The following is a 23,944-nucleotide window of genomic DNA, read 5'->3' on the forward strand; positions in this document are numbered from 1 at the left end:
GCACATGTTTAATTTGTCTGCAGTTCTGCGGCTGGTCGGGCTTATCATGGTGGTGATAGGCCTCGTCTGGGTGGGGCAGGGAACCGGCTATTTTCCCTATCCGCGTGAAAGCTTCATGATCAGCCAGATGCCCTGGGCCTATCGAGGTGCGGTGCTGGCGCTGGTGGGTCTGATTGTTATCGTTTTTGCGCGCAGACGCTGATCAGGCGGCGCTGTCGCGCGCTGCGCGCCGCAACAGTTCGGTTGAACTGAGTCCTGCAATCAGTTCGAAGCGCAAAACTTTGCCGCCGCGTGCAAGAACCTGTCTGGCTCCGGCAATTTCGCCGAGCGCGTAATCCGCGCCTTTGACGAGAAGATCGGGCTCTATATGCCCGATCAGGGCCGCGGGTGTGTCTTCCTCGAAAATGGTCACTGCATCCACATGCGCCAGCGCTGCGAGAAGACTGGCGCGATGATGTTCGTCGTTTATGGGTCTGTCATTGCCCTTGAGGCGCCGAACGGAGGCATCCGAGTTAAGGCCGACGATCAGCCGGTCACAATGCGACCGGGCAAACCGGATCAGCGCGGCATGGCCGGCGTGGAGAAGGTCGAAACAGCCGTTGGTGAAGCCGACGATAAGCCCCTCGCGGCGCCATGACTGGGCAAGCGCCGCAATATCTTGGCGGCTGACGAGCCGGGCATTCCCCGTGCTGCCGCTTGCCGGCGTCTTTTCTATGGCGCGACGCAATTCGGAAGATGTCACGCCAGCGGTGCCGCGCTTGCCCACCACGATTCCGGCTGCCGCATTTGACAGGCGCGCCGCAATTTCCGGCGCGGCTCCTGCTGCAAGAGCAAGAGCCAGAACGGCGGCGACAGTATCGCCCGCGCCGACAACATCGGCGACTTCACGCCGTGCCGCGGGGATGTGAACTGGCGCGCCGCCGCGTCCGATGAGGCTCATGCCTTGTTCCGATCGGGTGATGAGCACCCATGAAAGTCTGGTATTGGCCAGGATCGTCAGCCCCGCGGCCAGCGTCGAACCCGGGTCCTTCGGCTCGATGCCGCTGGCAAGATGGGCCTCCCTTGCATTGGGCGTGATGATATCCGCGCCGTCATAGCGTTTGAATTCAGCCGATTTGGGATCGACAATCACAGGAATATCTTGCGCCTTAGCCAGCGCGATGCTGGCTCTGATCACATTGTCGCTCAGAACACCCTTGGCGTAATCGGACAAGATCAGGGCACTCTGGCCGGGCAGGGCCGCTTTTACCGCAGCGATGATGTCCCGTTCGATGTCCTCCGGCAGAGGGCCGGTATCCTCGGTGTCGACCCGCAGCATATGCTGGCCCATGGCGATGAAGCGGGTTTTTTCAGTGGTGCGGCGATGGGAGATTCTGACCAGTTGCGTGTTTACGCCGGGGATGCCGGAAAGGCATTGTTCAAGTTCCGTGCCTGCCGCATCCCGGCCGGCAAGGCCGATAAGCGTACATCTGCTCCCGAGCATGCCAATGTTGCGCGCCACATTGGCCGCACCGCCGGGGCTCAGCGTGCATTCGCTGATCGCCAGAACCGGAACCGGGCTTTCAGGCGATATGCGCTGTGCTTTACCGTTGACGAAGCGGTCGAGCATCACATCGCCAAGGCAGAGAACATGCTGATTTCGGAATTGTTCAATGATGTCGATCATTATGGTCAGCACGGAAATGAGGGTGTAGTTCGATAAGATCGGAGGTTACGCGGGTCAGGACCTCGCTCCATGCGCCCGGCGCGGCTTGCCGGTACAGCCGCGCGCTGGCGTACCAGGGGCTGGTTTCGCAGGAGAGCATCCAACGCCAGTCCGGGCAGAAGGGCAGAACTATCCATGTGGGCTTGCCCATGGCCGCACTCAGATGCGCGATGCTCGTATCGACGCTGATGACCAGATCCAGCTGGCTGATCAGGGCCGCCGTTTCAGCAAAATCGGCCAGTTCTGTTGAAAAGGATCGTATCAGCCGGCAGGACTGCAATTCTTCAATGTCGGTATCGCGGATGTCCTTCTGCAGGCAGACATAGTCCGGTCCCTCCGGCAGTGCGGCAAGCAGCAACTTGAGGGGCAGGCTGCGGTTGTGATCGTTCTTGTGGGCGGGATTGCCGCTCCATGCCAGCCCGACACGCAGGCGCGCCGGATCAGCGAATTTCACAGCCCATGTCTGCATCTGATCCGTGCCGCACTTCAGATAGGCAGAGCCGTCTATGCCGGTTCTGGCGACATCGAGCGCCAGCGGAAGGCTCATCAGCGGGCAATGGGCATCAAACGCGGGCAGCGCTTCATCCATGCTGAAAAGCCGTATTTCATCACTCAACCCTTGCAGCAATCTGCGTAACTGAGGCTGAACCTGCAGGATAACATTCGCGTTTAAATGTCTGATTTGATGAACATAACGGCAGAATTGGATTGTATCGCCAAGACCTTGTTCAGCATGGAGCAGAATGGTCTTGCCCTGCAGGGAAAAGTTGCCCAGCCAGAGTGGGACATTAAACCCCCGCCGCGGCGAAGGAAAGTTCCGGCTGCTCCAGCGCCATTCATAAAGCGGCAGCCCCTGTTCGAAATCACCCAAAGCGAGCAGGGCGAGAGCCTTGTTCCAGAGGGCTTCCGCATAATCCGGCTTCAGCATGAGAGCCGTATCGAAACTGCCAATCGCCTCGTCCAGCCGGAGCATTTCATGCAAGGCCAGCCCTTTGTTGGCATGGGCGGGCGCATGATCCGGCTGGCAGGAAATGGCTTTGTCATAGAAGTGCAGGGCCAGATCGACCCGGCCCAACTGCTGCAATGCTGTGCCGCAATTGCAGTAGGCGGCGACATATAGTGGGTTGAGTTCAATGGCGCGAATGTAGTTCTGAATGGCAGGTTCATGCGCGCCCAATTCCTGAAGCGAAAGCCCGCGGTTGTAGAAGGCTTCGGCGTAATCCGGTTTCGCGGCAATTGCCTGACTGTAGCTGGTGACGGCTGCCGTGTAATGCCCCAGTGCATGAAGGGCGATGCCACGATTGGACAGGGCCTCCGCATGATCCGGCTTGAAGCGCAGCGCCTGTTCATGGCTGGCAATCGCCGCGTCGAACCGCTGCAGCTCATAGAGGGCAAGGCCGCAGTTCGACAAGGCTTGCACATGTTCCGGATCAAGCCTGATGGCGGCATCATAACTGGCAAGCGCTTGTTCAAACCGGCCCATCTCGCGCAGCACATCGGCTCTGTTGCTGTGGGCATCCGCATAGTCCGGCTTGAGCAGCAGAGCCCGGTCAAGACTTTTCAGGGCATCTTCATGGCGGCCGAGAGCTTTGAGAACAACGCCGCGGTTGGACGCATAGACCGGATTTTGCCGATCGATCCTGACGGCCTGATCCAACAGTTCAAGGGCCTCGGCGTGGTTGTTGGTCTGATGGGCGATGATGCCGCGCAGGTGCAGAACCTCAGCCGAACGGGGGTATTCATTTTGTAATTCGAGATATATTTCCGCTGCCTGCTGCAAGCGCCCCGCGCGATGATGCGCGAGCGCGTAGTGCAGCCTGTCGCGCATGTAGAAGACGGCAGCACTCCTTTCGGCCCGGCTGGAAGAGGAAGATCTGTTGGCTGCGGCCATGGCTGCGGCATTTCTGAAGTTGGAGTCGCGGGCACTGTTCGGATTGCGATCCTGCCCGTGCTTGCTTGTCTGGAACTTGACACGCAGGTGTAGTTTCTTCCGTTGGCGGGGCGCAGACGCAGGACGGTTCGTCCGGACAGGGGCTTTGGCGTTTTTAGGCAGAAACGCCCTGCAAGACGCGTTGGCGCGATCGGCGGCGATAATTGTCCTAAATCAACGCGAGGCAGGAATTCAGGACCATAATCGGTTCTGACAGGTTTAAATCGGGGATATTAAAATGAGTGCGCATTATCACGCTGTTGTCTGGATCGACCACGTCAAGGCGAGAATTATCTATTTCAATGCCTCGGAGTCTGAGAAGACCGATATTCTGGCAGATAACCAGACAGTCAATATCCATCATCATGCGCGCACGGTGGGCGCTGGGCATGAGGCCGAGGATCGCGAATTTCTGCAGCAGGTGGTGGATGGTCTCAAGAAGGCCAAGGCGGTGCTGATCACAGGGCCTGCGCATGCAAAACTGGCGCTTTCCCAGTTTATCGAGCGGCACGAGCCTGCGCTGGCCGGCCGTATTGCAGGCATCGAGCCACAGGATCATCCCAGCGACGGCGAGTTGCTGAGCTATGCGCGGGCATTTTTTCACGCCAAGGACCGCATGACGCCGCAAAAGGTCTGAAATCAGCCCAAATGTTGTGAAAGCCTGCAAGCCTTGCGAGGTTTGCGGGGCACCGGGGATTTGATGCCGCGCAATGTAATGCCGGCGAAACTCTGATAATCGGATTCCGCCTGCTTTTCTGGCGTCCTGCCGGGCCTGAAGTGTAAGTGGCGTCAACAGATACCCGGGAACTATTGCTCATGGTTCAGCCCTTCGATCTTTGGCAGGAGATGTGGCAATCGGTATCGGTGCGCGGAATGCCCGACTGGTCCGGGCTTGTTTCCGGGCGCGCCGACATCGAGGCCATGGACAGTGAAAGGCAAGCTGCCCTGTCCAGCCTCGCAACGCTGAATTCTCTTCGCATCGAATTGCAGACCATGTTTTTGTGCGAGTCCGCGGCTATTGGGACGTTCGGCGCCGTGCCGGTGATCATTGTGGCGCCTTACGCCCTGCATAATGCCGCGAGCGCTGATTTTGCGGCTGGGCACAGCATCGCCGGATTGCTGTGTGCGCAGAGCGGCGGGCCGGTGGCTCTGACATTCTGGAAATCAGCCTCTCCGGGGATGCGCTATTTTTCAATCGACACTTATCTGAGCGATCTTAATGTTGCGGTTGACGAAATGGGCGGGTGCGCGGCTCTGGTGGGGCTTTGTCAGGGCGGCTGGCTTGCTGCCGCTTATGCGGCCCGTTTTCCGGAGAAGGTTGCCGCCCTCGTGCTGGCGGGAGCGCCGGTCGATATTGAGGCGGAGGCTTCCGCCATCAGCAGGGCCGTGTTGAAGACTCCGGCGATTCTGTTCGAAAATCTCGTCGGGTTGCATGGTGGTCGCGTCTTTGGTCAGGTCGCGCTGCAGTTCTGGCTTCTGGGTCTCGATGCAAAATATGGATCGGCGGAATCTCTGCAAGTGGCGCCGGACGCGCAGCTTGCCGCTCGCTTCGAGAACTGGATCAAAACAGTCGTAGATTTGCCCGGGGTCTATTTCCTGCAGACCGTCGAGTGGCTATTTCGGGAAAACCGCCTCGCCCGCAACTGCTTTCCGGCGTTGGGGCGCATCTGTAATCTGGGCTCGATTTCCGCGCCGGTCTTCGTGCTTGCGGCAAGCGAGGACGAGATTGTCACGCCGCCGCAGGCTCTGGCGGCCGAGAAATTATTTTCCGGAACTTCCGTAACGTCGCGGCTGGTTCCCGGAAATCATCTGTCGCTGTTTATGGGCCGCGAAACATTGCAAACGTCGTGGCGCGATATCGCCCTCTGGCTTCAGGACGCGACGCGCAACCGCAAGCGAAGCCCGTTTCATATCGTGCCGGACGGTCACTGAAAGACATAAAGGCCCGGTGCGGCTTCGAGCGCAGGGTAATTCTTGTCCTGGTTACCCATCGGCGGCGGCGGGCGCAGCGGGCCGGATTTGCCGGCCAGCCACCCGAACCAGTCAATCCACCAGGAGCCTGTTTTTTCAGGTGTGGCGGTGCGCCAGCTCTCCGGATCGATATACTGGCCGGATGCCTGCCGCGTTCCGATGCGATAGTGCAGGCCGGGGCGATGCGGATCGGCAATGACGCCTTGATTGTGCCCGCCATTGGTGAGTGCGAAGGTCAGCTCGCCTTCAGTCAGAAGGTGGTATTTGTACACTGACTTCCATGGCGCAATGTGATCCCATTCCGTGGCGAGTAAAAACAGTGGTACTCTGATATCTGGAACGGCAATGGGCTTTTCACCAACCCGGAAACGTCCCTCGGCCAGATCATTCTGCAGATAGAGCGCGCGCAGATAATGGCTGTGCATCCTGTAGGGCAGGCGCGTGGTGTCCGATGCCCAGGCCATGACATCCAGCATCGCAGGGCGTTGGCCCAGCAGATAATCATTGATCAGCTTCGACCAGACCAGATCATTCGAGCGCAGCAGATTGAACGCGCCAGCCATCCGGTTGCCGTCAAGAAAACCGCGCTCCCACATGAGATGTTCGATGACGGCCAGCTGGCTCTCATTGATAAACAGGCGCAATTCGCCGGCCTCCTCGAAATCGGCTTGCGCCGCGAGCAATGTCAGGCTGGCGAGGCGATCGTCGCCATCGCGCGCCATTGCGGCGGCGGCGATGGTCAGCAAAGTTCCGCCGAGGCAATAGCCCGTGGCATGCACTTTTCTTGAGCCGGTTATGGCCGTGGCGGCATCGATGGCCGCCATCACGCCTTCTTTGCGGTAATCGTCGAAACTGACATCCCGGTCTTCCGCGGTCGGATTATGCCAGGAAACCATGAAAACCGTAAAGCCTTGATCCGCCAGTCGCTGCACGAGTGAATTATGCGGCGAAAGATCGAGGATATAATATTTCATGATCCAGGCCGGAACAATCACAATGGGTTCGGGATGAACCTGTTCCGTTGTCGGCTCATATTGGATGATTTCCGCAAGATGTGTGCGATGAACCACGCGGCCGCGGGCCGTGGCCACCGTCTTTCCGGGCACGAAACCTTCCGTTCCCGCGGGCTTGAGGCTGAACATCAGACGTCGCGTGTCCTCGGCCGCATTCATGGCGCCGCGCATCAGATTTGCGCCCATCTCCTCGCGTGTACGCCGGAGCACTTCGGGATTGGTGGCAATGAAGTTTGATGGCGACCAGGTATCGAGAATTTGCCGCATCAGAAAGGCCGTGAGGGCCTTGTGCTCGGCAGTGGCGCCATGCACGTCATTTATCGCGCGATCCCACCATCTTTCGACGGACAGAAAAAATTCTGCCAGCCAGGAATAGGGCCAGTCCTGCCAGGGCGCCGAGCGAAACCGGTGGTCGCGCTCCGATGTGCGGTTGACGGCAAATTCGGCGGGGTTGGGCTGCACGGGCGATTGGCCCATGCGCCGGAACAGATTTTCCGCTTCCTCCGCGGCCCTATGTGCCAATTTTATCTGCTCGCCCGGCGAGATGGCGAGATGCGCCGCCCAGTCCCGCCAGGCTTGCCCCAGAGCGAGGGGCGACAGACCGCCAAAGGCGCGCGCCAGCGCTGCATGAAAGACGTGGTCGAGGTCGGTGGCCATTTCGTCGAGTCCGGACTTCTCCGGGATGGCCGTTGCCGCCTTTGTATCAGCCTTTTGCGCCGAGACGGTTCCCGGTCTCTCGGGAAACCGGCTGACGTTGGTCCCCGACCGGCGGGCTTTCGCCTCTGCGGATTCCCGTTTCATGTCTAATGCGCCAGCAATAGTGGCACGTCGCTTCTGGTCAACATTTCCCGGGTCGTGCCGCCAAGTATCCACTCGCGGAACCGGGAATGGCCATAACCTCCCATGACGATCAGATCCGGGGCATAATCCCTCATTTCCTTGACAAGATGCTCGGCCACCGACCGGCCGGGCAGATCCGCTGCCGCAATTTCCACTTTCACGCCGTGCCGGTCGAGATGGCGGGCAATATCGGCTGCAGGCGCACTTCTTGTCTCTTCCCGCCGCTTTTCATCGTCAATGATCAGCAGGCGCGTATGCGTTGCCTTGCGCAGCAGGGGGAGCGACTCCGATATGGCTCTGGCCGTCTCGCGCGAGTCCCGCCAGGCAACAAGTATGCGGCGGATCGGGCCGGCTTGCGCATAACCGGGCGGCACGACGATGAGTGAACGGCCGCCGCTGAACAGAACCGATTCCAGCACGTCGACCGAGCGGCCATCCGCTTTTTCGCCGTAGGGACGCGTCATCACAAAAATATCTGCGGCGCGCGCCAGAGAAGCGGCATCCAGCGTTATCTGATAGGCGCCCGCTTCAAGGCGCCGCACTTCAGTCAGGGCGGCGAGGCGCGGCATTCTTTGTTCGAAATGGGCAATCAGCTTGTCGCCTTCCGCGCGGGCCTTCTGCTCCATTTCAATCAGCACCTGAATGATCGCGCCGCTTGAATCCGTTGAGCCAAGTAGGGCTGTGTCTGGCAGGCGGTTGACGACCACGCCTGTTATATGCGCCTGAAATGGCCTTGCGAGCGCTTCTGCGAAATTGAGCAGGGTTTCATCTTCGCTGCCGCCATCGAGATGGACGAGGATGTCTTTCAGCATGGCGATCTCTCCACTTTCAATTCAACTGCATCATTCTGTCAGAATTTGGGTGGGTCGCCTTGATGCGTATCAAAAGCCTTGCCCGTCATGTGCCAGCCGACATGTGGATGCGGGCAAAATGTGCCGAGGGATCATGCCGCTTGTTCGCGTCAGCCTAAATATAGCCTGATCCAGACCATGAGATAATGAATTGCCGGATTGATCTCTCTTGATATTTTTTAAATCCAAAAATACAACATTGATAGTGCTGGAAAATCTGTTTTGGAAACATTGCGTCTTGTTCATGTTTACATAACGGTATGTATTGCGGAATCGGGCAGATTGATTGTCACCATTGATAAAAATCAATGACAGTTCATCGGGGAGTTACTAGCTTCTGGCATAATCTCAGAATAGAGAATTTTTGAATCATTATAAACTAACCAATGTTGACAGGGATTTGCGGGCGGACCGGAACTTCGATCAGGCGCATTTTGGAGATGTCTCAGGCCGCGTGGTTGATTTTCTGATCGAAGACCGAAAATCACAGGCATTCTGCAGGGACAATCACGATACTGGTGGTTTTTATGAGTATTTCGCTAAAATTATAAACGGATCCTGCGCCAAGGGTTGCAATTGTGACAACGATACCGTCAAGACCTGCGCAATCTCATCCTTTTGAGGGGGTGATGAATTGGATAGCGGGTCTATATTCCAGTTCCATCATTGAACGCTGGTTGATCGGCGTGATGTTTGCGGTCGCTGGTGCATTGTTGCGGGCGCCCTTTGTCGATATTCTGTTGCACAAATTTGCCTATTCCACCTTCCTGCCCATGGTCGCGCTGGCGGCCCTGTTTGGCGGGATTGTTTCCGGCGGTACCGCTTTTCTGCTGAGCGCGCTCGTCATTCATTTCTGGATATTGCTAGGCTATGACGATACCGAACTCATCGGCATGGGCGCGTTTCTGGCCGGCTGCACCGTGATAATCATTTCCTCTGAAATGCTGCACTGGAACTGGAAGCGATTTCGCGACGCTGAAAGCCGACGCGCAAACTCAGAACACTTGATCAATGCAAGCCTGAAAGTGGCCGTCTCGAGCGGCGTTATATCCACCTGGAACCTTAATCTTGCCACTCATGCCGTTTCCGACGCGAAGAACGTGCACAGTCTGTTTGGTATTGATCATTCGGTTGTGATCGACGAGAGCGTCATCAACGGCGTGACATTGCCTGAGGACCGGGCCATTCGCCGTGCTGCTGTCGCACATGCCATGGCCTCTCCCGGTGACGGCACTTATTCGGCGGATTACCGCATCCGGCGCCCCGACGATGGCAGGTTGTGCTGGATTGCATCGCGCGGGCAGATCTATTTCGACGATGGTCATCCCGTGAATCTGGTCGAGGTCAATTATGACATCACGGACGCTAAAAGCGCAGAGGAAGCGCGTCAGGAACGGCTGAGGCTGGTCGATCAATTGACAAGCATCGCCGCGACTGTTCCCGGCGCCATCTTTTCATGGCGAAGTCATCTGAACGGCTCGAACACGTTCACCTATATCTCGCCGCTGGCACAACAACTCTTTGGATTTTCGTCCGAAGACGTGGTGCAGAACAGTAGTCTGGTGACCGATCGCATCAACCCCGAAGACCTTGCCCACAATCGCGCCAGCATTGCGCGTTCCGCCCGCGATCTGACATTATGGATGGAAACCTTTCGCTATGAACATCCCATGCGGGGGCAGATATGGCTTGAAGCACAGTCGACGCCGGCGCGCCTGCCCGATGGCTGTACGATGTGGCATGGTTATCTTCACGAGGTTTCGTCCCGCAAGCGGGCTGAAATCGCGCTGGCTGAGAGCGAGGAGCGCCTGCGCGCTGTTATTGACGGTGTGGATGCAGCCATTCTCACTGTAGATTTTGGCGGCAAGATCAAGTCCATAAATGCCACCGGCCTGAAAATTTTCGGTTACCGGGCTGACCATATCATCGGACAGAACCTGTCCGTTTTGCTTCCGGCACTTAACGGCAGTATCCTTGAACGTCATATTCAGCACTTTAAAAATGTGCAAACCAGCGATCTGAGCGCCCTGAACCGGGAATTCAGTGCCCGCCGCGAAAGCGGGGAGCGGTTCCCGGTTGAAGTTTCGCTCTCGCGCGTCAAATTCGATCACGAATTGGTGCTTGTCGGCTTTATTCACGATCTTTCCGAAAAACGAGCCCACGAGGCCAAGATCGAGCAACTTAAGCACGAGCGGCTTTCGGCCATGGGTGGCATGGCCGCGGGGCTGGCGCATGAGATCAATCAGCCTCTTGCGGCCGGCACCGCCTATCTGCAGACTGCTAAAATGCTTCTGGACATGCCCGTTGAGCGACGCCCCGCTGATTTGAAGGTGACATTGAGCTGTGCTGCCGATGAACTGATCAGGGCTGGTCGGACGGTGAGCCATTTGCGCGAATTTGCGATGACAGGCGAGCCGGACAAGACGTTTCAAAGTCTGCACCAGCTTATCTCGCAGAGCGAGGACTATCTGAATGGAAGCGTCCAGCGCGCCAGGGTCCATTTGCAAATGCATCTTGACGCGGGCAATGACAGGGTTCTTGCTGACCCCGTGCAGATCAAACAGGTTCTGACCAATCTGACACGCAATGCCGTACAGGCCATGAGCCTGTCCCGGGAGAAGGAACTTTCGATTTCAACGATGCTGACACCCGGAGGCAGTATCCGCGTCGATGTTGCGGACTCTGGCGCAGGCTTGAGCGATCAGATAAGATCCAACCTGTTTGAACCATTTGCGACGACCAAAGCCAATGGCGTGGGTATCGGACTTTCCATTTCGCGGGCGATTATAGAAGCTCATCATGGCTCGATATGGGCAAGCCCCAGACCGGGGGGTGGTACGATCTTCAGTTTCACTTTGCCTCTGGCGCATCACGAGGTTGGCGATGACTGAAACGGCGAAAATCTATATCATTGATGATGACCCCGGCATTCGACATTCGCTGAGCCTGCTTCTGACGACGATGGGTTATGATGTTGAGGCCTTTCAGGAGGCTGCGAGCTTCCTCAAGAGCGTCGATCCCTCCGTGAATGGCTGCGTGCTGACCGATGTGCGGATGCCGGACATGACGGGCATAGATCTGCTGGACGACATGGCAGCGCAGAAGATCATGATCCCCGTGGTGGTCATGACAGCCTTCGCCGATGTTGCGCTCGCCGTCGAGGCCATGAAAAAGGGCGCGGTGGATTTCATTGAGAAGCCCTTTTCTGTCGAGAGGCTTTTTCCGGCGCTGCAGCAGGCGCTGGAACTGAGCCGTGGCAGCCATCTGCAGACAGCGGCGATTGCCGGCATTGAAAAACGTCTGGAAAGCCTGACCGCGCGCGAGAGTGAAGTTTTGATGGTGTTGCTGAAGGGACGACCGAACAAGGTCATCGCGCACCAGCTTGGCATTAGTCAGCGCACTGTGGAAACTCATCGCGCCAAGATCATGGAGAAGATGCAGGCCGCGAGTTTGTCGGAACTGGTGCGGATGTGTCTTCTGGTTCCCGGTCTGGAGCGCGGCTGAACAGCGCGTCGGATTTTTTCAACGACAGATGAAGCTCCCGCGCGCAGACGGAAGCGCGATACTGATGCAAATCGGTCGCGAGTCTCGGATCTGCGACATGAATTTATACGTATTTTCCGAGTCTGTTCTCTCCCTGCCTCAATGTTTAAGTTTCCCTTAAGTTTTCGGGATGCGCGGTTTTTAATTTCGCGGATCCAGAGTTCTTTGGTGGCGCCGGATGCATTTTCCGTAATTGCCGCGATGATTTGATTGTTAATCATTTGTCATTGCTGACCAGCAGGGAGGCAGAAGTGAAATTGGAAAACAACAGCCAGACTGGCACGATCCATCACATTAATCCCGCTTCGTTGGCGCGTAGCAATGCGTTGCGGCCCATCAAGATCAAGGCGCCGCAAGCTTCTGCGTCGACTCCTTCCACAAATGAAGTCATGCATGATCTGGGAATGACAGATTCTGCTGTGGCAGCCTATCAGGCGCGCTTCAAGCCCGACAATGGTTCGGGCATTCAGAGCCGGCAGAAGCGGAACCTCGACTTTGATACAACAGTGCGTACGCCCTGCGGTGGAACGCCGGGCCGTGCGACAGGCGAAACGAGGGTCTCCGCCGATCCCCTGTTCGCAACCTGCAGCGATTGCAAGGCGCGCAGCCTTGGCTTTTGCGGTAATCTTGACGCGGAAACCCTGCTGGCCGTTCGCTCGAAATCGGTGAATGTGCGCACTGCGCGGCGTTCCTCATTGTTTACGCAGGGGGAATGGGCCCGCAAGATTTACATCGTCAAAAGCGGCGCAATTCGTCTTTCACGCAATTTGCCGGACGGACGCAGACAGGTCACGGGCTTTGCCCTGACCGGCGATCTCATCGGTCTTGATCTGAACGATCAATATCTGATGAACGGCGATGTGATCGATGATGCGAGTTTCTGCGCCATTCCACGCGCAGCATTCTTTTCTATTGCCGATACGAACAGAAGCCTGTCCAAACTGATCCTGACTTCGATCATGCATGATCTGAGCGTTGCGCAGGATCAACTGGTTTCTCTGGGCAAACAAAATGCGCAGCAGCGCGTGGCGACGCTCATCGTGCAGTTGCAGAACCGCTGGCATGTGATTGAAAATGCGAGTGTTCATGTTTCCCTGCCAATGACCCGCGCCGATATTGCCGATTATTGCGGCTTGTCGATGGAGACGGTCAGCCGCGCTATTTCCATGCTGGTGCGGCAGCGGGCCATTGCCATCGTTCCGGAAGGGATACGCATCCTTAATGCGCGGATCATGGACAGAATGGCCTTGGGTCTGGCTAATCTGAGTTGAACCGGGCCGGATATGCGGCAAGCCGTTGATGCAGGCGGCACAAATGAAAATGGCGGCCGAGGCCGCCATTTTTGTACCCTCCTACATGAGATGATCGGTGAGAAAGGCGACTTGTGTCCTGTTGGTGGCCCGCAACTTCTTCATGATATGGCGCAGGTGCACTTTGACGGTGCTTTCCGATATGCCGAGTTCATAGGCGATGAGTTTGTTTTGCAGGCCTTTTTTCAATCTCTCGATCACTTCCATTTCCCGCTCGGTGAAATGACCGTTAAAGACAATGCCTTCCTTGGTCAGCCCGTCCTGTTGAAGGTTTGTCTCGAAAGTGTCAGCGCCCGGATCAAGCAGATCAGACTCATGTGGCTGAGGTTCCGTGAGCGGAGCGAACGCGCCGCCAGCGAGGGCGAGTTGAAGGGCTGCTTTTGCGAGTTCGATACTCGAATTCATCGGCAGCACACTGCAGGCGCCGAGCCGCAGGGCTTCGCCCGAACGAAGCAATTCGCTATTGTCCATGATCACAACCACAGGCACCGTCATCCGCAAGCTTCTGACCAGTGCCATCTGGCGCTGAAGTAGGGCGGCAGCGTCCGGCTCGGCGCCAATTCCGATAATAACCAGATCTTTTTGACAATCTGAAAGCTCATCGGCGGAGTTGACCGCCTCGGTTTCACTCGCTTCTTCGCAAACCTCCAGCAATGTCTGAAGGCAGTCCCGGACGAGAATCCGGTGTTCGATCAGCGCGAAGTGCCGCACGGATGATCTCGCTGGTTGGCGAGACTGTTCGTCCGCACCATTGCGAAGCTGCACCTGAATGGCTGGCTGTCCGTTGAGATTGAAACTAAATGCGTAATTCATAACATTGCCTGTGTTTAGCGATAACGTTGCGCTGTGTCGGAGTGCCGCGGTTATGTCTCCCCGACATGATGAATTCATGCTCTTGGCAGCTTGCTGATATCCTGCGCGGCCAGAGACGAGAATTGCTCCGGACAAAGACCCGGCGGAATAAAGCGGCCGCCCAAAATGGTGAGGCGGATAACCGCGACGAGCAGCCCCACGCCGCAGCTTGTCGGAAAGAACCCGGCAAGGCCCGCCCGCAGGGCCTGCAAGGCTTCCTGAGATTCATCGAGTTCGGAGAGAACAAGAACCAGAGGGCTATATTCCGCCTTGCGCAAAGCGCGGGCCGGTTCGCTCTCGATAAACCAGTCGATCTTGAGCCGGCGCAAGTTGAATATGACCAGATCCGGCTTGTTCTGACCGTCGCAAATTTCCGTTGACCATGATTTGAAGCATCGAATTTCGAGGTCGGGGCATTGTTTGCGGATAACGTGCTGCAAGCATTCCCTCGTGAGTTGCATATCGTCGATCAAGGCGATAGTGGAAATGGTCTTGCGCGCGGGAATAACGCCCTGTGCGTCACTCGCGAGCGAGAAGGAAGCCGGTCTCGAAGGATCGCTGATTTCCAGCCTTGCGCCCGAAAAGCCCAGCCGGCCAGACGCGCCAGAGGCGTTTGCCTTGCTGGAAGCTCTGGCTGAATGACGTTCGCTTTTGGGGCCTGAGGCAGCGGAAAACATGGCGGAAACCCTCAGTAAATCACTCGGAATAATGAATATTGACGAATATCAAATGGTTAATATTCCTGACATTATTCAGAATTCAACATCTCCGGACTGCAAAATTAATATTTTCTAATATGAGATATCTAAGCGCGCTTGCGCCGGATTGAAAGACTCGGAAAATACGGAAAAAATTTACCAAACGTTAACCGGCATCATCCGGGCATGCGGTTTATGCGGAGCTTGGTTTTCGTCGGCGTCGGCGCCGAACCCTTGGGTGGATGTCTGTTGATTAAACGGCGCCGCCGAAACTTTCTCCTGGCACAGTCAAAAAAAAGCCAATAATCCTGAATTTAAGGACTTAACGTCATTTTTACGACTCGTGCCTACCATGGAGGAATTATTGTCGGTTTATGCATTGGATAATCAATGAACAAGTTGCGCCGCTCCTTTTTCATTTTGTTGTCGACGCTCGTTATCTCAATTATCCAAATGGGTCTGGTGAACAGTCCCGTTTATGCGGGACAACAAAAGTTTGCGATGCTTGATCAGGTTGTTGATATCGGCAACGACAGTGGCGGTGTTGTGATTGATTATGCCTTGCGCGCTGATGATCTCAGGCAAGCGCACGCCAAAGTACGATTTAGCGGTCGGTGCGATTCTGCCTGCACTCTTTATCTCGCACTCCCGGCAAATCAGACATGCATCACGGAAGGGGCCTATTTTCGCTTTCATGCGCCATCATCTTCCGCAAGCAGCGATGTTGCGGTTGTCGAGGAGTTTTTGTTGCGAAATTATCCGCAGTGGGTGCGCTCCTGGATTAATCAAAATGGCGGCCTGTCGCCGCGTTTGATCACGATGACCTATTCCTACGCCAGCCACTTCATGCGAACCTGTGCCTAGATAGTCTGGAATGGATTTGGCCGATGGCCGGTTTTCCGGTCATCGGCCTGTTTCATGTCTGATCCGCAGCCGCTGTGGTTAATGGCTAAGCCGCGAACAGACATGCTTGGCGTTGCTCTCGCCTAAGCGTTAAAGCTCCAGGACAAAACGCGGTAAGTGGTCTGGTTATTGTTTTCACCGTGTCCGCCATGGCCATGGTTACCGCCACCGTTGCCGTTACCGCCGCCGTTGCCGTTTCCGCCACCGTTGCCGTTACCGCCACCGTTGCCGTTTCCGCCACCGTTGCCGTTACCGCCGCCGTTGCCGTTTCCGCCACCGTTGCCGTTACCGCCGCCGTTGCCGTTTCCGCCACCGTTGCCGTTACCGCCACCGTTGCCGTTTCCGCCACCGTTGCCGTTACCGCCGCCGTTGCCGTTTTCGCCACCGTTGCCGTTTCCGCCACCGTTGCCGTTACCGCCACCGTTGCCGTTTCCGCCACCGTTGCCGTTACCGCCGCCGTTGCCGTTTCCGCCACCGTTGCCGTTACCGCCGCCGTTGCCGTTTCCGCCACCGCCGCCGTGATCGCCGCCACCGCCGTGGTCGCCGCCGCCGCCGTGGTCACCGCCACCGCCGTGGTCACCGCCACCGCCGTGGTCGCCGCCGCCACCGTGGTCACCGCCACCGCCGTGAGCGCCGCCACCGCCGTGATCGCCGCCGCCACCGTGGTCGCCGCCGCCGCCGTGATCGCCGCCACCGCCGTGATCGCCGCCACCGCCGTGGTCGCCGCCGCCGTTATGGTGGTGGTGATGATGGTGGTGATGGTGGTGATGATGGTCATGCGGAGGAGGAGGAGGGGGAGGGGGAGGGGGAGGGGGGGGCGGGGGCGGTTCATTTGGAGGTGCAAAGAACAGCCCGTTGCCGCCGCCAGAGCGCATTACATCCGGCTCGATTGTCAAGTCGGTTGCATTGCAAACTGTATTGGCTTTGGGATATTTCTTCAGAAATTCACTCAAAGCCTGAGGAGTGCCTTTTTTAAGCGCGGCGTCGCAAGCCGCTGCCGCGCCAGAGGAACTGGTTGCTGCCTGCCCTATTGAGACAAACGAAAAGCCAGTTACTGCGATAATCACTCCTAAAAGCGAACCATATTTCAAGGCATTTTTCATGTGAGCAACGTCCCGATGCTTTGCCAGACGCAATCAAGCGAGGGAGGCTTCGCATCGCCTTTCCTGTCTTCTTGCTCCGGCGCATCGGACTATTCGCTGCCACTTCCAAGCGAATTTTCGTTGCCGATATGCCTGAGACAACATTCTGTGACAGGCACACTATCGGCTCTTGCCTTGGGTGACGTAAGTTGACCAATCGTGTTACTGAGATGGTCTATCTCATTCAAATTTTTGCATTATTTGACATTCGTCAAAGGCCGTATACCTCGTAGGGAGTATAGCGCTCTGCGCATTCCGGTCTGCCCGCGTGCTGGTTTTTCCCTTCAGGAACCACCCGTTTGGCGCAATTGCCGCAAATCAGATGACGGGAATTTCCAGTCGGGCCTCGAAGCCCTGATCAAGGCCTGAGGCAGGCGATTTCAGCTCGAGAACGCCGCCCATTTGCTGTGTGATTGTTTCCGCGATAGCGAGTCCAAGGCCTGAACCCGAGCTTCTGGTATCGCCGCGTACAAAGCGCCGTTTGAGATTTGTCAAAACATTCGGCGGCACGATCGGCCCTTCGTTGACAATCGTGATCAATCCGCCTGATTCAAGCGTGACTTTTATCGCCTTGTCCTGATCGCCATGACGCAGGGCGTTATCGATGAGATTGCGCACGGCCATTGCAAAGGCATCGATGTCAATTCTGGCTATCAGAGCGGCATCCGGCGCCTTTGTGTAGCTGATGCGGGCAGTATCCTTGAGCTGGCGCCGGCAATCCTCGACAACGAGATCGAGTATCGGAACAAGATCAGCTGTCTGGACGGTCTGGCCGATTCCGGCATCGACCCGCGAGATCTGCATGAGCTTTTCCGCCAGCGCGGCCAGCCGTTTCAGCGAGCTCTCAAGACCGCGCGCGCGACGCTTGTCGTCGGGATCATGCAATCCGGCGATCATGCGCTGCGTCTGGGCCAGAGCACCGGCGATTGGGGTGCGCAATTCGTGCGCGCTGTTGGCAGCAAAAGATCGTTCAGCGTCCAGCGCGGCGCGCAATCGTTCAAGCAGACGGGCCACCGCCTTGCTGATCGGGCGTAATTCCAAAGGCTGATCCGTTGTATCTATCGGCGTCAGGTTGTGACTGCTGCGCCGGAAAATGTCCGCGGCAAGCCGGTTGACCGGCTTCATCGCCGTGCGCACCGCCAGCCAGGCCATGAAAATATTGAGCGGAATGAGACCTACCAATGGCCAGAGCATGGTGCGGATATTGGCGCGCAGCGCCTCGTAACGCCCGTCCTCGGTCTCGGCGACGGTGATGGTCAGGCCGGTTTCTGCATCCTTGTCAGTGTAAAGCCGGTAGTTGCCGACAGTGCTCAGGCCGATTTTCAGGTCTGCGTCATAAGGAGCGGCGGGCGCGTCGCCGGTGCGCAGCACGATGTGGCCGCTGGAATCGCGCAACTGATAGCTGAGGTATTGTTTGCGTCCTTCAATGAACCGGTAAATCGCGCTGCCGTCGTCGGGCTCGCGTCCCAATGCATCGTCGGCGGCAAGCGGCAGAAGCCGGTGCGCAGCTTCCACGAGAACGGCGTCGAAAGCCTCGTTGAGTTCGCGGTAGGATGTGTAGGTTGAATAGGCAGCGGCGGCGCACCACAGAAGAGTGGTTCCGACCGTCAGGCTCAGGATGAGCCTCAGCGTCATGGAGCGCGGTGTCTGGATCATGTCAGATAGTGACCCTGTACCCCTCGCCGCGCAATGTCTTGATGATGTCCTTGCCCAGCTTTTTGCGCAGTCGGCTCACATAGACCTCAACGGCGTTGCTGTCGATTTCTGCGCCGAATTCGTAAAGAGAATCCTCTATATCGCTTTTACGCACCATGCCGTTGGGATTGCGCAAGAGCCGCTCCAGCACCGCCCATTCGCGCGCGGTCAGATCCACCGGACGTCCCTCGCAACTTATAATGCGTTTGGCCAGATCTATATCGATGTTACCCAAATGCAGAATTGGATTGGGATTGCCGCCGTATCGGCGCGCCACGGCAGACAGGCGCGCCGTCAGTTCGCTGAGATCGAACGGCTTCACCAGATAATCATCCGCGCCGCTGTTGAGCCCGTCTATCCGCGCGGAAAGCTGATCCTGCGCGGTGAGGATAATGACGGGCAGGGCCGAGCCCTTGCGGCGCAGTTCGCGCAGCAGGTCGAGCCCGCGGCCATCGGGCAGGTTGAGGTCAAGGAGAATGAGTTCGTATCTGACAGTGGAGAGCGCCAGCCGCGCATCGTCGAGGCGGGCGATCAGATCGACGCCATAGCCGAGCGAAGCCACGTGCTCGCGCACGGCTTCACCAAGTGCGGGGTCATCTTCAATAAGTAAAATGCGCATGTGCCAACCGGATTTCACTGCAAGCCTATGAATTTAACCTTACAGCATGCTGAACAACAATCCGCCGTCTTTTCAGGTTCTTGTCAGGTTCAACGCGCAGATTGGCGCAGTCAATGAAATTTTATGCGTTAGACAAGAGGATACTATGAAATTAACTCCGCGGTTCTTCGTCCATGCGATTTCCTGTTCGGTGCTTCTTGGCGCCGCAGGTGCGCAGGCTGCCGCAGCAGGCGATCCGCAGATGCTGCTGGCCATGAACGGCACCTATCGGGATGGTAGTTATACTGGCGCGCAGACAAGCGCTTATTATGGCCCCATGCAGGTAGAGGTTGTCATTCAGGGCGGCAAAATCACCAATGTAAAGATATTGCAATATCCCAGCGACCGTATGACAAGCCGCAGGATCAATTCGATCGCCCTACCGCGATTGCAGCAGGAAACCATTCGTGCGCAGAGCACCCGCGTCAATATGGTCACCGGCGCAACCCTGTCTTCGCGGGCCTATCTGCGTTCATTGAGCGACGCGCTGCGTCAGGCCAACTGACCTATGTTATTTCAGCCTCGCCCCGGCAAGTCATCCGTGCCGCGTGAGACCCGCCTGCTGATGGGCATGCCCATCACGGTCGAAATTGCGCAAGACCATCTGCCGGAAAACGTTCTCGAGGATGTTTTTGAATGTTTCGCGGATATTGACCGGCGCTTCAGCCCCTACAAGGCCGACAGCGAAGTCTGCCGGCTGAACAGGGGCGAGGTCGGAACGGACGCCATTTCAGACGATCTGCATGAAGTGTTTGCTATCGCGGAGCGCACCAGAATACAGACGTCCGGCTATTTCGATATCCGGAGGCCCGATGGCAGCATAGACCCCTGCGGCATCGTCAAAGGCTGGGCGATCCGCAAAGCCGCCGAATTTCTGATGTCGTCCGGCATCGGGAATTTTTACGTCGATGCCGGCGGCGATATCCAGAGCCACGGACTCGGCCCTGAGGGGCGGGAGTGGGTTGTCGGCATACGTAACCCGTTTAACCCCTATGAAATCATCAAGGCGGTGCAGCCGCGGGGTCACGGCATCGCAACCTCCGGCACCTATGTGCGCGGCCAGCACATTTACAACCCAATTCACCCCGAGCGCAGTCTGGATGAGATCGTCAGTTGCACGATCATCGGATTTGACATTCTCGAAGCCGACCGTTTTGCCACGGCCGCCTTTGCCATGGGCAAATCAGGAATTGCGTTCATCGAAGCAACGCCCGGTCTTGAGGGCTATTTCGTCGATGCCGGCGGAACGGCCACGCTGACCAGTGGATTTGGAGCTTTTGTCGTATCATGATCAGATTTATCGACGCCGTGCTTAACCGCATCACCATGTATCGTCTGGTGCTGTATTATGTCGTCTTCCTGCTCGGCCTCAGCTTTGTACTCGGCTTTTTTCAGCTCGTACAATGCGATCCGACGGCCCTGACATTCTCGCTGTTTCTTATTCTGGCGACATGCTGGCTCACCAACATGCTTTTTGCCAAGGTTATCGGAATTCCGGTCAATACGGAGTCGGTCTATATAACGGCGCTGATTCTGACACTGATCATGCCGCCCATCGTTTCAACGGATCATCTGGGCGTGGCCGGGCTCGTTCTGGCGTCATTCGTGGCGATTGCCTCGAAATTCTTATTTGCCATCGGGCGCAGGCATATTTTCAATCCGGTTGCGATTGGCGTTGTTGCTTCGGCTTTTGTGCTGAACCAACCGGCGACATGGTGGGTTGGCGGAAACATGTATCTGCTGCCTTTCGTGCTGATCGGCGGGCTCATGGTTGTGCGCAAGGTGCAGCGATTTGACATGATCGGCGTCTATATCCTGGCAAATCTGGCCCTGACGCTGCTCACGACGCCACCTTCCATGTGGATGGATGCGTTGAACGAAACCATGCTGTCCTCGCCGCTGCTGTTTGCGGGCTTCGCCATGCTCACAGAACCGCTGACCGCCGCGCAGGCGAAATGGCCGCGTATGGCCTATGGCGGCATCATCGGCGCTCTGTCTTCGCCCAACATGCACATCGCAGGGTTTTATTTCACGCCCGAAATCGCGTTTCTTGTGGGCAATCTGTTTGCCTATGCCGTTGGCTCGAAGGGTCGCAGCAAGCTGACATTGGTTGCCATCGAAAAAATGGCCGAGGGCTGTTACGATTATATTTTTAAAACGGACCGCAAGCTCAGCTATCAGGCCGGTCAATATATGGACTGGACGATGGATGTCGAAAATGTCGACGACCGCGGCAACCGGCGTCCATTCACCATTGCTTCTTCGCCCGTTGAGGACGAGGTGCGGCTTGGCGTGAAGTTTTATCCCAATCCCAGTTCCTTTAAACGCGCTCTGGCAAAAATGAAGCCCGGCGATCAGATATTCGCCTCGCATGTTGCCGGGGATTTCGTGCTTCCCGCCGATCCGTCGAAGAAGCTGGCCTTCATTGCCGGCGGCATAGGTGTGACGCCTTTCCGCAGCATGGTGCAGGATATGATGATCCAGCGACAGCCGCGCGATGCCGTTCTGCTCTATGGCAACAACCGGGTGGATGAGATTGCCTATTTCGATGTGTTCAGCGCCGCAGAACAGGAAATTGGTCTGCGTACGGTTTATGCGGTGGCGCTGGAACGGGTTGAAGGCGCCAATGTCCATCATGGCTTCATCGACGAGGACATGATCCTGCGCGAAGTGCCGGATTATCAGGAGCGTCTGTTCTATATATCCGGACCGCGCAACATGGTGGTGCGCTTTCAGAAGGCGCTGAAGGATCTGGGCGTGCCGGACTCCGCGATCAAGGTGGATTTTTTCCCGGGGTTTGCCTGACGGCATGAATGCCGGCAAACAGGAGAGGCGCAGTTTGCGCCTCTCCGGCCCCTGCAATCAGGATGTGTGATAGACTTTCTGCAGGCCGTAAACGGGCGTCGGGATGCCTTCCATCCGCGCCTTGAGCTGAAGCGACAGAAATTGCGAATAATGGCGCGACTGGTGCAGGTTGCCGCCATGGAACCAGAGCGCCTCTTGCTGCGTTGGTTTCCACATGTTGCGCTGTTCACCTTCCCACGGGCCGGGATCTTTTGGCGTATTCGAGCCCAGACCCCAGACCTTGCCGACCTTATCCGCCACGTCCTTGCTGACCAGATCCGCGACCCAGCCGTTCATCGATCCATAGCCGGTGGCATAAACAATGACATCAGCGGGCAATTCCGTGCCATTGTCGAGAATGACGCTGTGCTCGGTAATTTCCTGCACCTGTCCCGATACAAGCTTGATCTTGCCGTCGATGATGAGCTGCGAGGCGCCGATGTCGATATAATAGCCGGAGCCGCGCCGCAGATATTTCATGAAGAGACCGGATTCGTCGGCGCCGAAATCCAGCTGGAAGCCGGCTTTTTCCAGCGCCGCATAGAATTTGGCATCCACCTCGCGGATCTTGTCATAGACCGGCTTCTGGAACTGATTGAGGATCTTGTAGGGCAGGGACGCGAAGATCAGATCAGCCTTGGCTGTGGTCATTCCGCCCTGAACGGCCCGTTCGGAATACAGGTCTCCAAGGCCGATTTCCATCAGCGAATCCGAGCGCACGATATGCGTGCTGGAGCGCTGCACCATGGTTACGTCGACACCGGCTTCGCACAGGGCGGCGCAAATGTCATGCGCGGAATTGTTGGAGCCGATGACGACAACTTTCTTGCCCTTATAGCTGTCCGGGCCGGGATGCTGCGAGGAATGGTGCTGCTCGCCCTTGAATTTCTCCATGCCCTTGAATTTGGGCATATTGGCCTTGCCGGACATGCCCGTGGCAAAAACCAGCTGCTTGGGCCGCAGGGTGATCTCTTTGCCATCGCGCTCGACAACAACCGTCCATTCTTTGGTCTTTTCGTCATAGCTGGCTTTTTTGGCGGTGGTGTTGGTCCAGTAATTCAGTTCCATCACCTTGGCGTACATTTCCAGCCAGTCGCCGATCTTGTCCTTTGGCGAGAAAATCGGCCAGTTCTTGGGAAAGTCGATGTAGGGCAGGTGGTCGTACCAGACCGGATCATGCAGGCAGAGCGATTTATAGCGCTTGCGCCAGGAATCGCCGGCGCGGGCATTTTTCTCGACGATGATGGTCGGAACGCCCAGTTGCCGCAGACGTGCGCCAAGGGCGATGCCGCCCTGTCCGCCGCCGATGATCAGCACATAGGGCTGCTTCTCGTAGCCGAGTGTGGCTAGTTCTTCCTCGCGCTGTTCACGCCATGTCTTCACTTCCGGATGGTAGCCATGTTTGGCCCCGAGCGGGCGCGTGAAACCGGCCTTTTCCTCGAAGCCTTTGAGCTCAACCATCGTGGTCAGCAATGTCCAGATAAGACCGTTCTTGAGCCGGATAAGCCCATAGCCGCGGGCAACCGCAGTCTCGAACGAAATCCAGGCCTCGAGAATTTCCCCGTTTTCAGAAGCTTCCTCGCCTGATGCGACCTGCCAATGCGACGGCTTGGTGCCTTTGAGACAATTGGCCAGCATGTCGCGAACCTGTTCCCGCCCTTCCATGGTCTTTATGTTCCATGTGAAGGTCACGAGATCCCGCCAATAGCATTCCTCGGCGAACATATTCACGGCTGCGTCCAGATTTTCTTCGGATAGAGCGGCTTCAAACTTGGAAAGAAAAGCCTGCATGCGCGCGGTCGCGGTCTTGTCTAACATCGAGTCCTCCCGGTCTCAGCCCGGCGGTTAATCCGTCCGGCTTGCTCAAAGGCATTTTGATTATCCCCTCGGCCCAGATCATCCGCCGTTGCTTTGCACGCGGCGGCCAGATCGGGGCAGGGGCTGTCAGGTCATGACAGAAGGATTATGCGTTGAATTTATGTTAGCGCA

The 23,944-nt window shown here is 57.0% G+C and carries 20 protein-coding genes; 11 read left to right on the forward strand and 9 right to left on the reverse strand.

From position 1 onward, the window contains the following. Nucleotides 1-4 precede the first annotated feature (4 nt). A complete protein-coding gene (locus tag AC0N03_RS08065; RefSeq protein WP_474288154.1) occupies nucleotides 5-202 on the forward strand; it encodes a hypothetical protein in 198 nt (65 codons plus the stop codon). Here AC0N03_RS08065 and rfaE1 read toward each other — a convergent pair whose 3' ends face one another. Next, nucleotides 203-1,666 (reverse strand): D-glycero-beta-D-manno-heptose-7-phosphate kinase, encoded by a 1,464-nt coding sequence (gene rfaE1 / locus AC0N03_RS08070; protein WP_474288155.1) that lies wholly within the window; start codon nucleotides 1,664-1,666, stop codon nucleotides 203-205. It abuts the gene before it with no gap. Continuing rightward, nucleotides 1,650-3,596, reverse strand: a complete 1,947-nt coding sequence (locus tag AC0N03_RS08075) for a tetratricopeptide repeat protein (RefSeq protein WP_474288156.1) — start codon at nucleotides 3,594-3,596, stop codon at nucleotides 1,650-1,652. The genes rfaE1 and AC0N03_RS08075 overlap by 17 nt, the downstream gene beginning before the upstream one ends. A gap of 277 nt (nucleotides 3,597-3,873) precedes the next feature. Here AC0N03_RS08075 and AC0N03_RS08080 point away from each other — a divergent pair, with 277 nt between their 5' ends. Next, nucleotides 3,874-4,272: a translational machinery protein gene (locus AC0N03_RS08080; protein WP_474288157.1), complete on the forward strand. Its 399-nt coding sequence runs from the start codon at nucleotides 3,874-3,876 to the stop codon at nucleotides 4,270-4,272. Between the two features lie 179 nt (nucleotides 4,273-4,451). After that, nucleotides 4,452-5,567, forward strand: coding sequence for an alpha/beta fold hydrolase (locus AC0N03_RS08085; RefSeq protein ID WP_474288158.1), 1,116 nt, complete (start codon nucleotides 4,452-4,454; stop codon nucleotides 5,565-5,567). Here the strand turns inward: AC0N03_RS08085 and AC0N03_RS08090 are convergent. Together AC0N03_RS08090 and AC0N03_RS08095 are read right to left on the reverse strand one after the other, a co-directional pair. Beyond that, complete coding sequence (locus AC0N03_RS08090; protein WP_474288159.1) at nucleotides 5,561-7,420, reverse strand: PHA/PHB synthase family protein; 1,860 nt, start codon at nucleotides 7,418-7,420, stop codon at nucleotides 5,561-5,563. The two genes, AC0N03_RS08085 and AC0N03_RS08090, sit on opposite strands and share 7 nt — an antisense overlap. A gap of 2 nt (nucleotides 7,421-7,422) precedes the next feature. Continuing rightward, on the reverse strand, nucleotides 7,423-8,271 hold the full coding sequence (locus AC0N03_RS08095) for a universal stress protein (RefSeq protein ID WP_474288160.1): 849 nt from the start codon (nucleotides 8,269-8,271) through the stop codon (nucleotides 7,423-7,425). 668 nt (nucleotides 8,272-8,939) lie between these two features. Between AC0N03_RS08095 and AC0N03_RS08100 the strand changes: the two genes are divergently transcribed. From AC0N03_RS08100 to AC0N03_RS08110, 3 genes are all read left to right on the forward strand, one after another. Then, nucleotides 8,940-11,201: a PAS domain-containing sensor histidine kinase gene (locus AC0N03_RS08100; protein ID WP_474288161.1), complete on the forward strand. Its 2,262-nt coding sequence runs from the start codon at nucleotides 8,940-8,942 to the stop codon at nucleotides 11,199-11,201. After that, on the forward strand, nucleotides 11,194-11,814 hold the full coding sequence (locus tag AC0N03_RS08105; protein WP_474288162.1) for a response regulator transcription factor: 621 nt from the start codon (nucleotides 11,194-11,196) through the stop codon (nucleotides 11,812-11,814). Before AC0N03_RS08100 ends, AC0N03_RS08105 begins: the two co-directional genes overlap by 8 nt. A 290-nt stretch (nucleotides 11,815-12,104) precedes the next feature. Beyond that, nucleotides 12,105-13,124 carry a Crp/Fnr family transcriptional regulator gene (locus AC0N03_RS08110; RefSeq protein ID WP_474288163.1) on the forward strand — a complete coding sequence of 340 codons (1,020 nt, stop codon included), beginning with the start codon at nucleotides 12,105-12,107 and terminating at the stop codon, nucleotides 13,122-13,124. Between the two features lie 81 nt (nucleotides 13,125-13,205). Here AC0N03_RS08110 and AC0N03_RS08115 read toward each other — a convergent pair whose 3' ends face one another. Together AC0N03_RS08115 and AC0N03_RS08120 are read right to left on the reverse strand one after the other, a co-directional pair. Next, nucleotides 13,206-13,976 carry a LuxR family transcriptional regulator gene (locus tag AC0N03_RS08115; RefSeq protein WP_474288164.1) on the reverse strand — a complete coding sequence of 257 codons (771 nt, stop codon included), beginning with the start codon at nucleotides 13,974-13,976 and terminating at the stop codon, nucleotides 13,206-13,208. Nucleotides 13,977-14,050: 74 nt separating this feature from the next. Beyond that, nucleotides 14,051-14,692: a response regulator gene (locus tag AC0N03_RS08120; protein ID WP_474288165.1), complete on the reverse strand. Its 642-nt coding sequence runs from the start codon at nucleotides 14,690-14,692 to the stop codon at nucleotides 14,051-14,053. Between the two features lie 411 nt (nucleotides 14,693-15,103). Here AC0N03_RS08120 and AC0N03_RS08125 point away from each other — a divergent pair, with 411 nt between their 5' ends. Both AC0N03_RS08125 and AC0N03_RS08130 read left to right on the forward strand, forming a co-directional pair. Then, nucleotides 15,104-15,577: a hypothetical protein gene (locus AC0N03_RS08125; RefSeq protein ID WP_474288166.1), complete on the forward strand. Its 474-nt coding sequence runs from the start codon at nucleotides 15,104-15,106 to the stop codon at nucleotides 15,575-15,577. 188 nt (nucleotides 15,578-15,765) lie between these two features. Continuing rightward, entirely contained in the window at nucleotides 15,766-16,650 is an 885-nt protein-coding gene (locus AC0N03_RS08130) for a hypothetical protein (RefSeq protein WP_474288167.1), read from the forward strand. Between the two features lie 426 nt (nucleotides 16,651-17,076). Here the strand turns inward: AC0N03_RS08130 and AC0N03_RS08135 are convergent, their stop codons facing one another. Both AC0N03_RS08135 and AC0N03_RS08140 read right to left on the reverse strand, forming a co-directional pair. Continuing rightward, complete coding sequence (locus tag AC0N03_RS08135; protein ID WP_474288168.1) at nucleotides 17,077-18,414, reverse strand: sensor histidine kinase; 1,338 nt, start codon at nucleotides 18,412-18,414, stop codon at nucleotides 17,077-17,079. Nucleotide 18,415: 1 nt separating this feature from the next. Continuing rightward, on the reverse strand, nucleotides 18,416-19,072 hold the full coding sequence (locus AC0N03_RS08140) for a response regulator (protein ID WP_474288169.1): 657 nt from the start codon (nucleotides 19,070-19,072) through the stop codon (nucleotides 18,416-18,418). Nucleotides 19,073-19,217: 145 nt separating this feature from the next. On the opposite strand from AC0N03_RS08140, the gene AC0N03_RS08145 reads away from it, so the two are divergent. Genes AC0N03_RS08145 through AC0N03_RS08155 form a run of 3 tightly spaced genes read left to right on the forward strand, consistent with a single transcriptional unit; the run spans nucleotide 19,218 to nucleotide 21,916 of the window. Further along, a complete protein-coding gene (locus AC0N03_RS08145) occupies nucleotides 19,218-19,616 on the forward strand; it encodes an FMN-binding protein (protein WP_474288170.1) in 399 nt (132 codons plus the stop codon). A 3-nt stretch (nucleotides 19,617-19,619) separates the two neighbouring features. Next, the gene (locus AC0N03_RS08150) at nucleotides 19,620-20,402 is read left to right on the forward strand and encodes an FAD:protein FMN transferase (protein WP_474288172.1); all 783 of its coding nucleotides are present in this window, start codon (nucleotides 19,620-19,622) and stop codon (nucleotides 20,400-20,402) included. Next, nucleotides 20,399-21,916 carry an FAD-dependent oxidoreductase gene (locus AC0N03_RS08155; RefSeq protein ID WP_474288173.1) on the forward strand — a complete coding sequence of 506 codons (1,518 nt, stop codon included), beginning with the start codon at nucleotides 20,399-20,401 and terminating at the stop codon, nucleotides 21,914-21,916. The genes AC0N03_RS08150 and AC0N03_RS08155 overlap by 4 nt, the downstream gene beginning before the upstream one ends. A 57-nt stretch (nucleotides 21,917-21,973) precedes the next feature. On the opposite strand, the gene AC0N03_RS08160 is transcribed toward AC0N03_RS08155, so the two are convergent. After that, nucleotides 21,974-23,773, reverse strand: a complete 1,800-nt coding sequence (locus AC0N03_RS08160; RefSeq protein ID WP_474288174.1) for an NAD(P)/FAD-dependent oxidoreductase — start codon at nucleotides 23,771-23,773, stop codon at nucleotides 21,974-21,976. Nucleotides 23,774-23,944: the final 171 nt, after the last annotated feature.

This window comes from Methylocystis sp. sgz306128 (assembly GCF_056032725.1).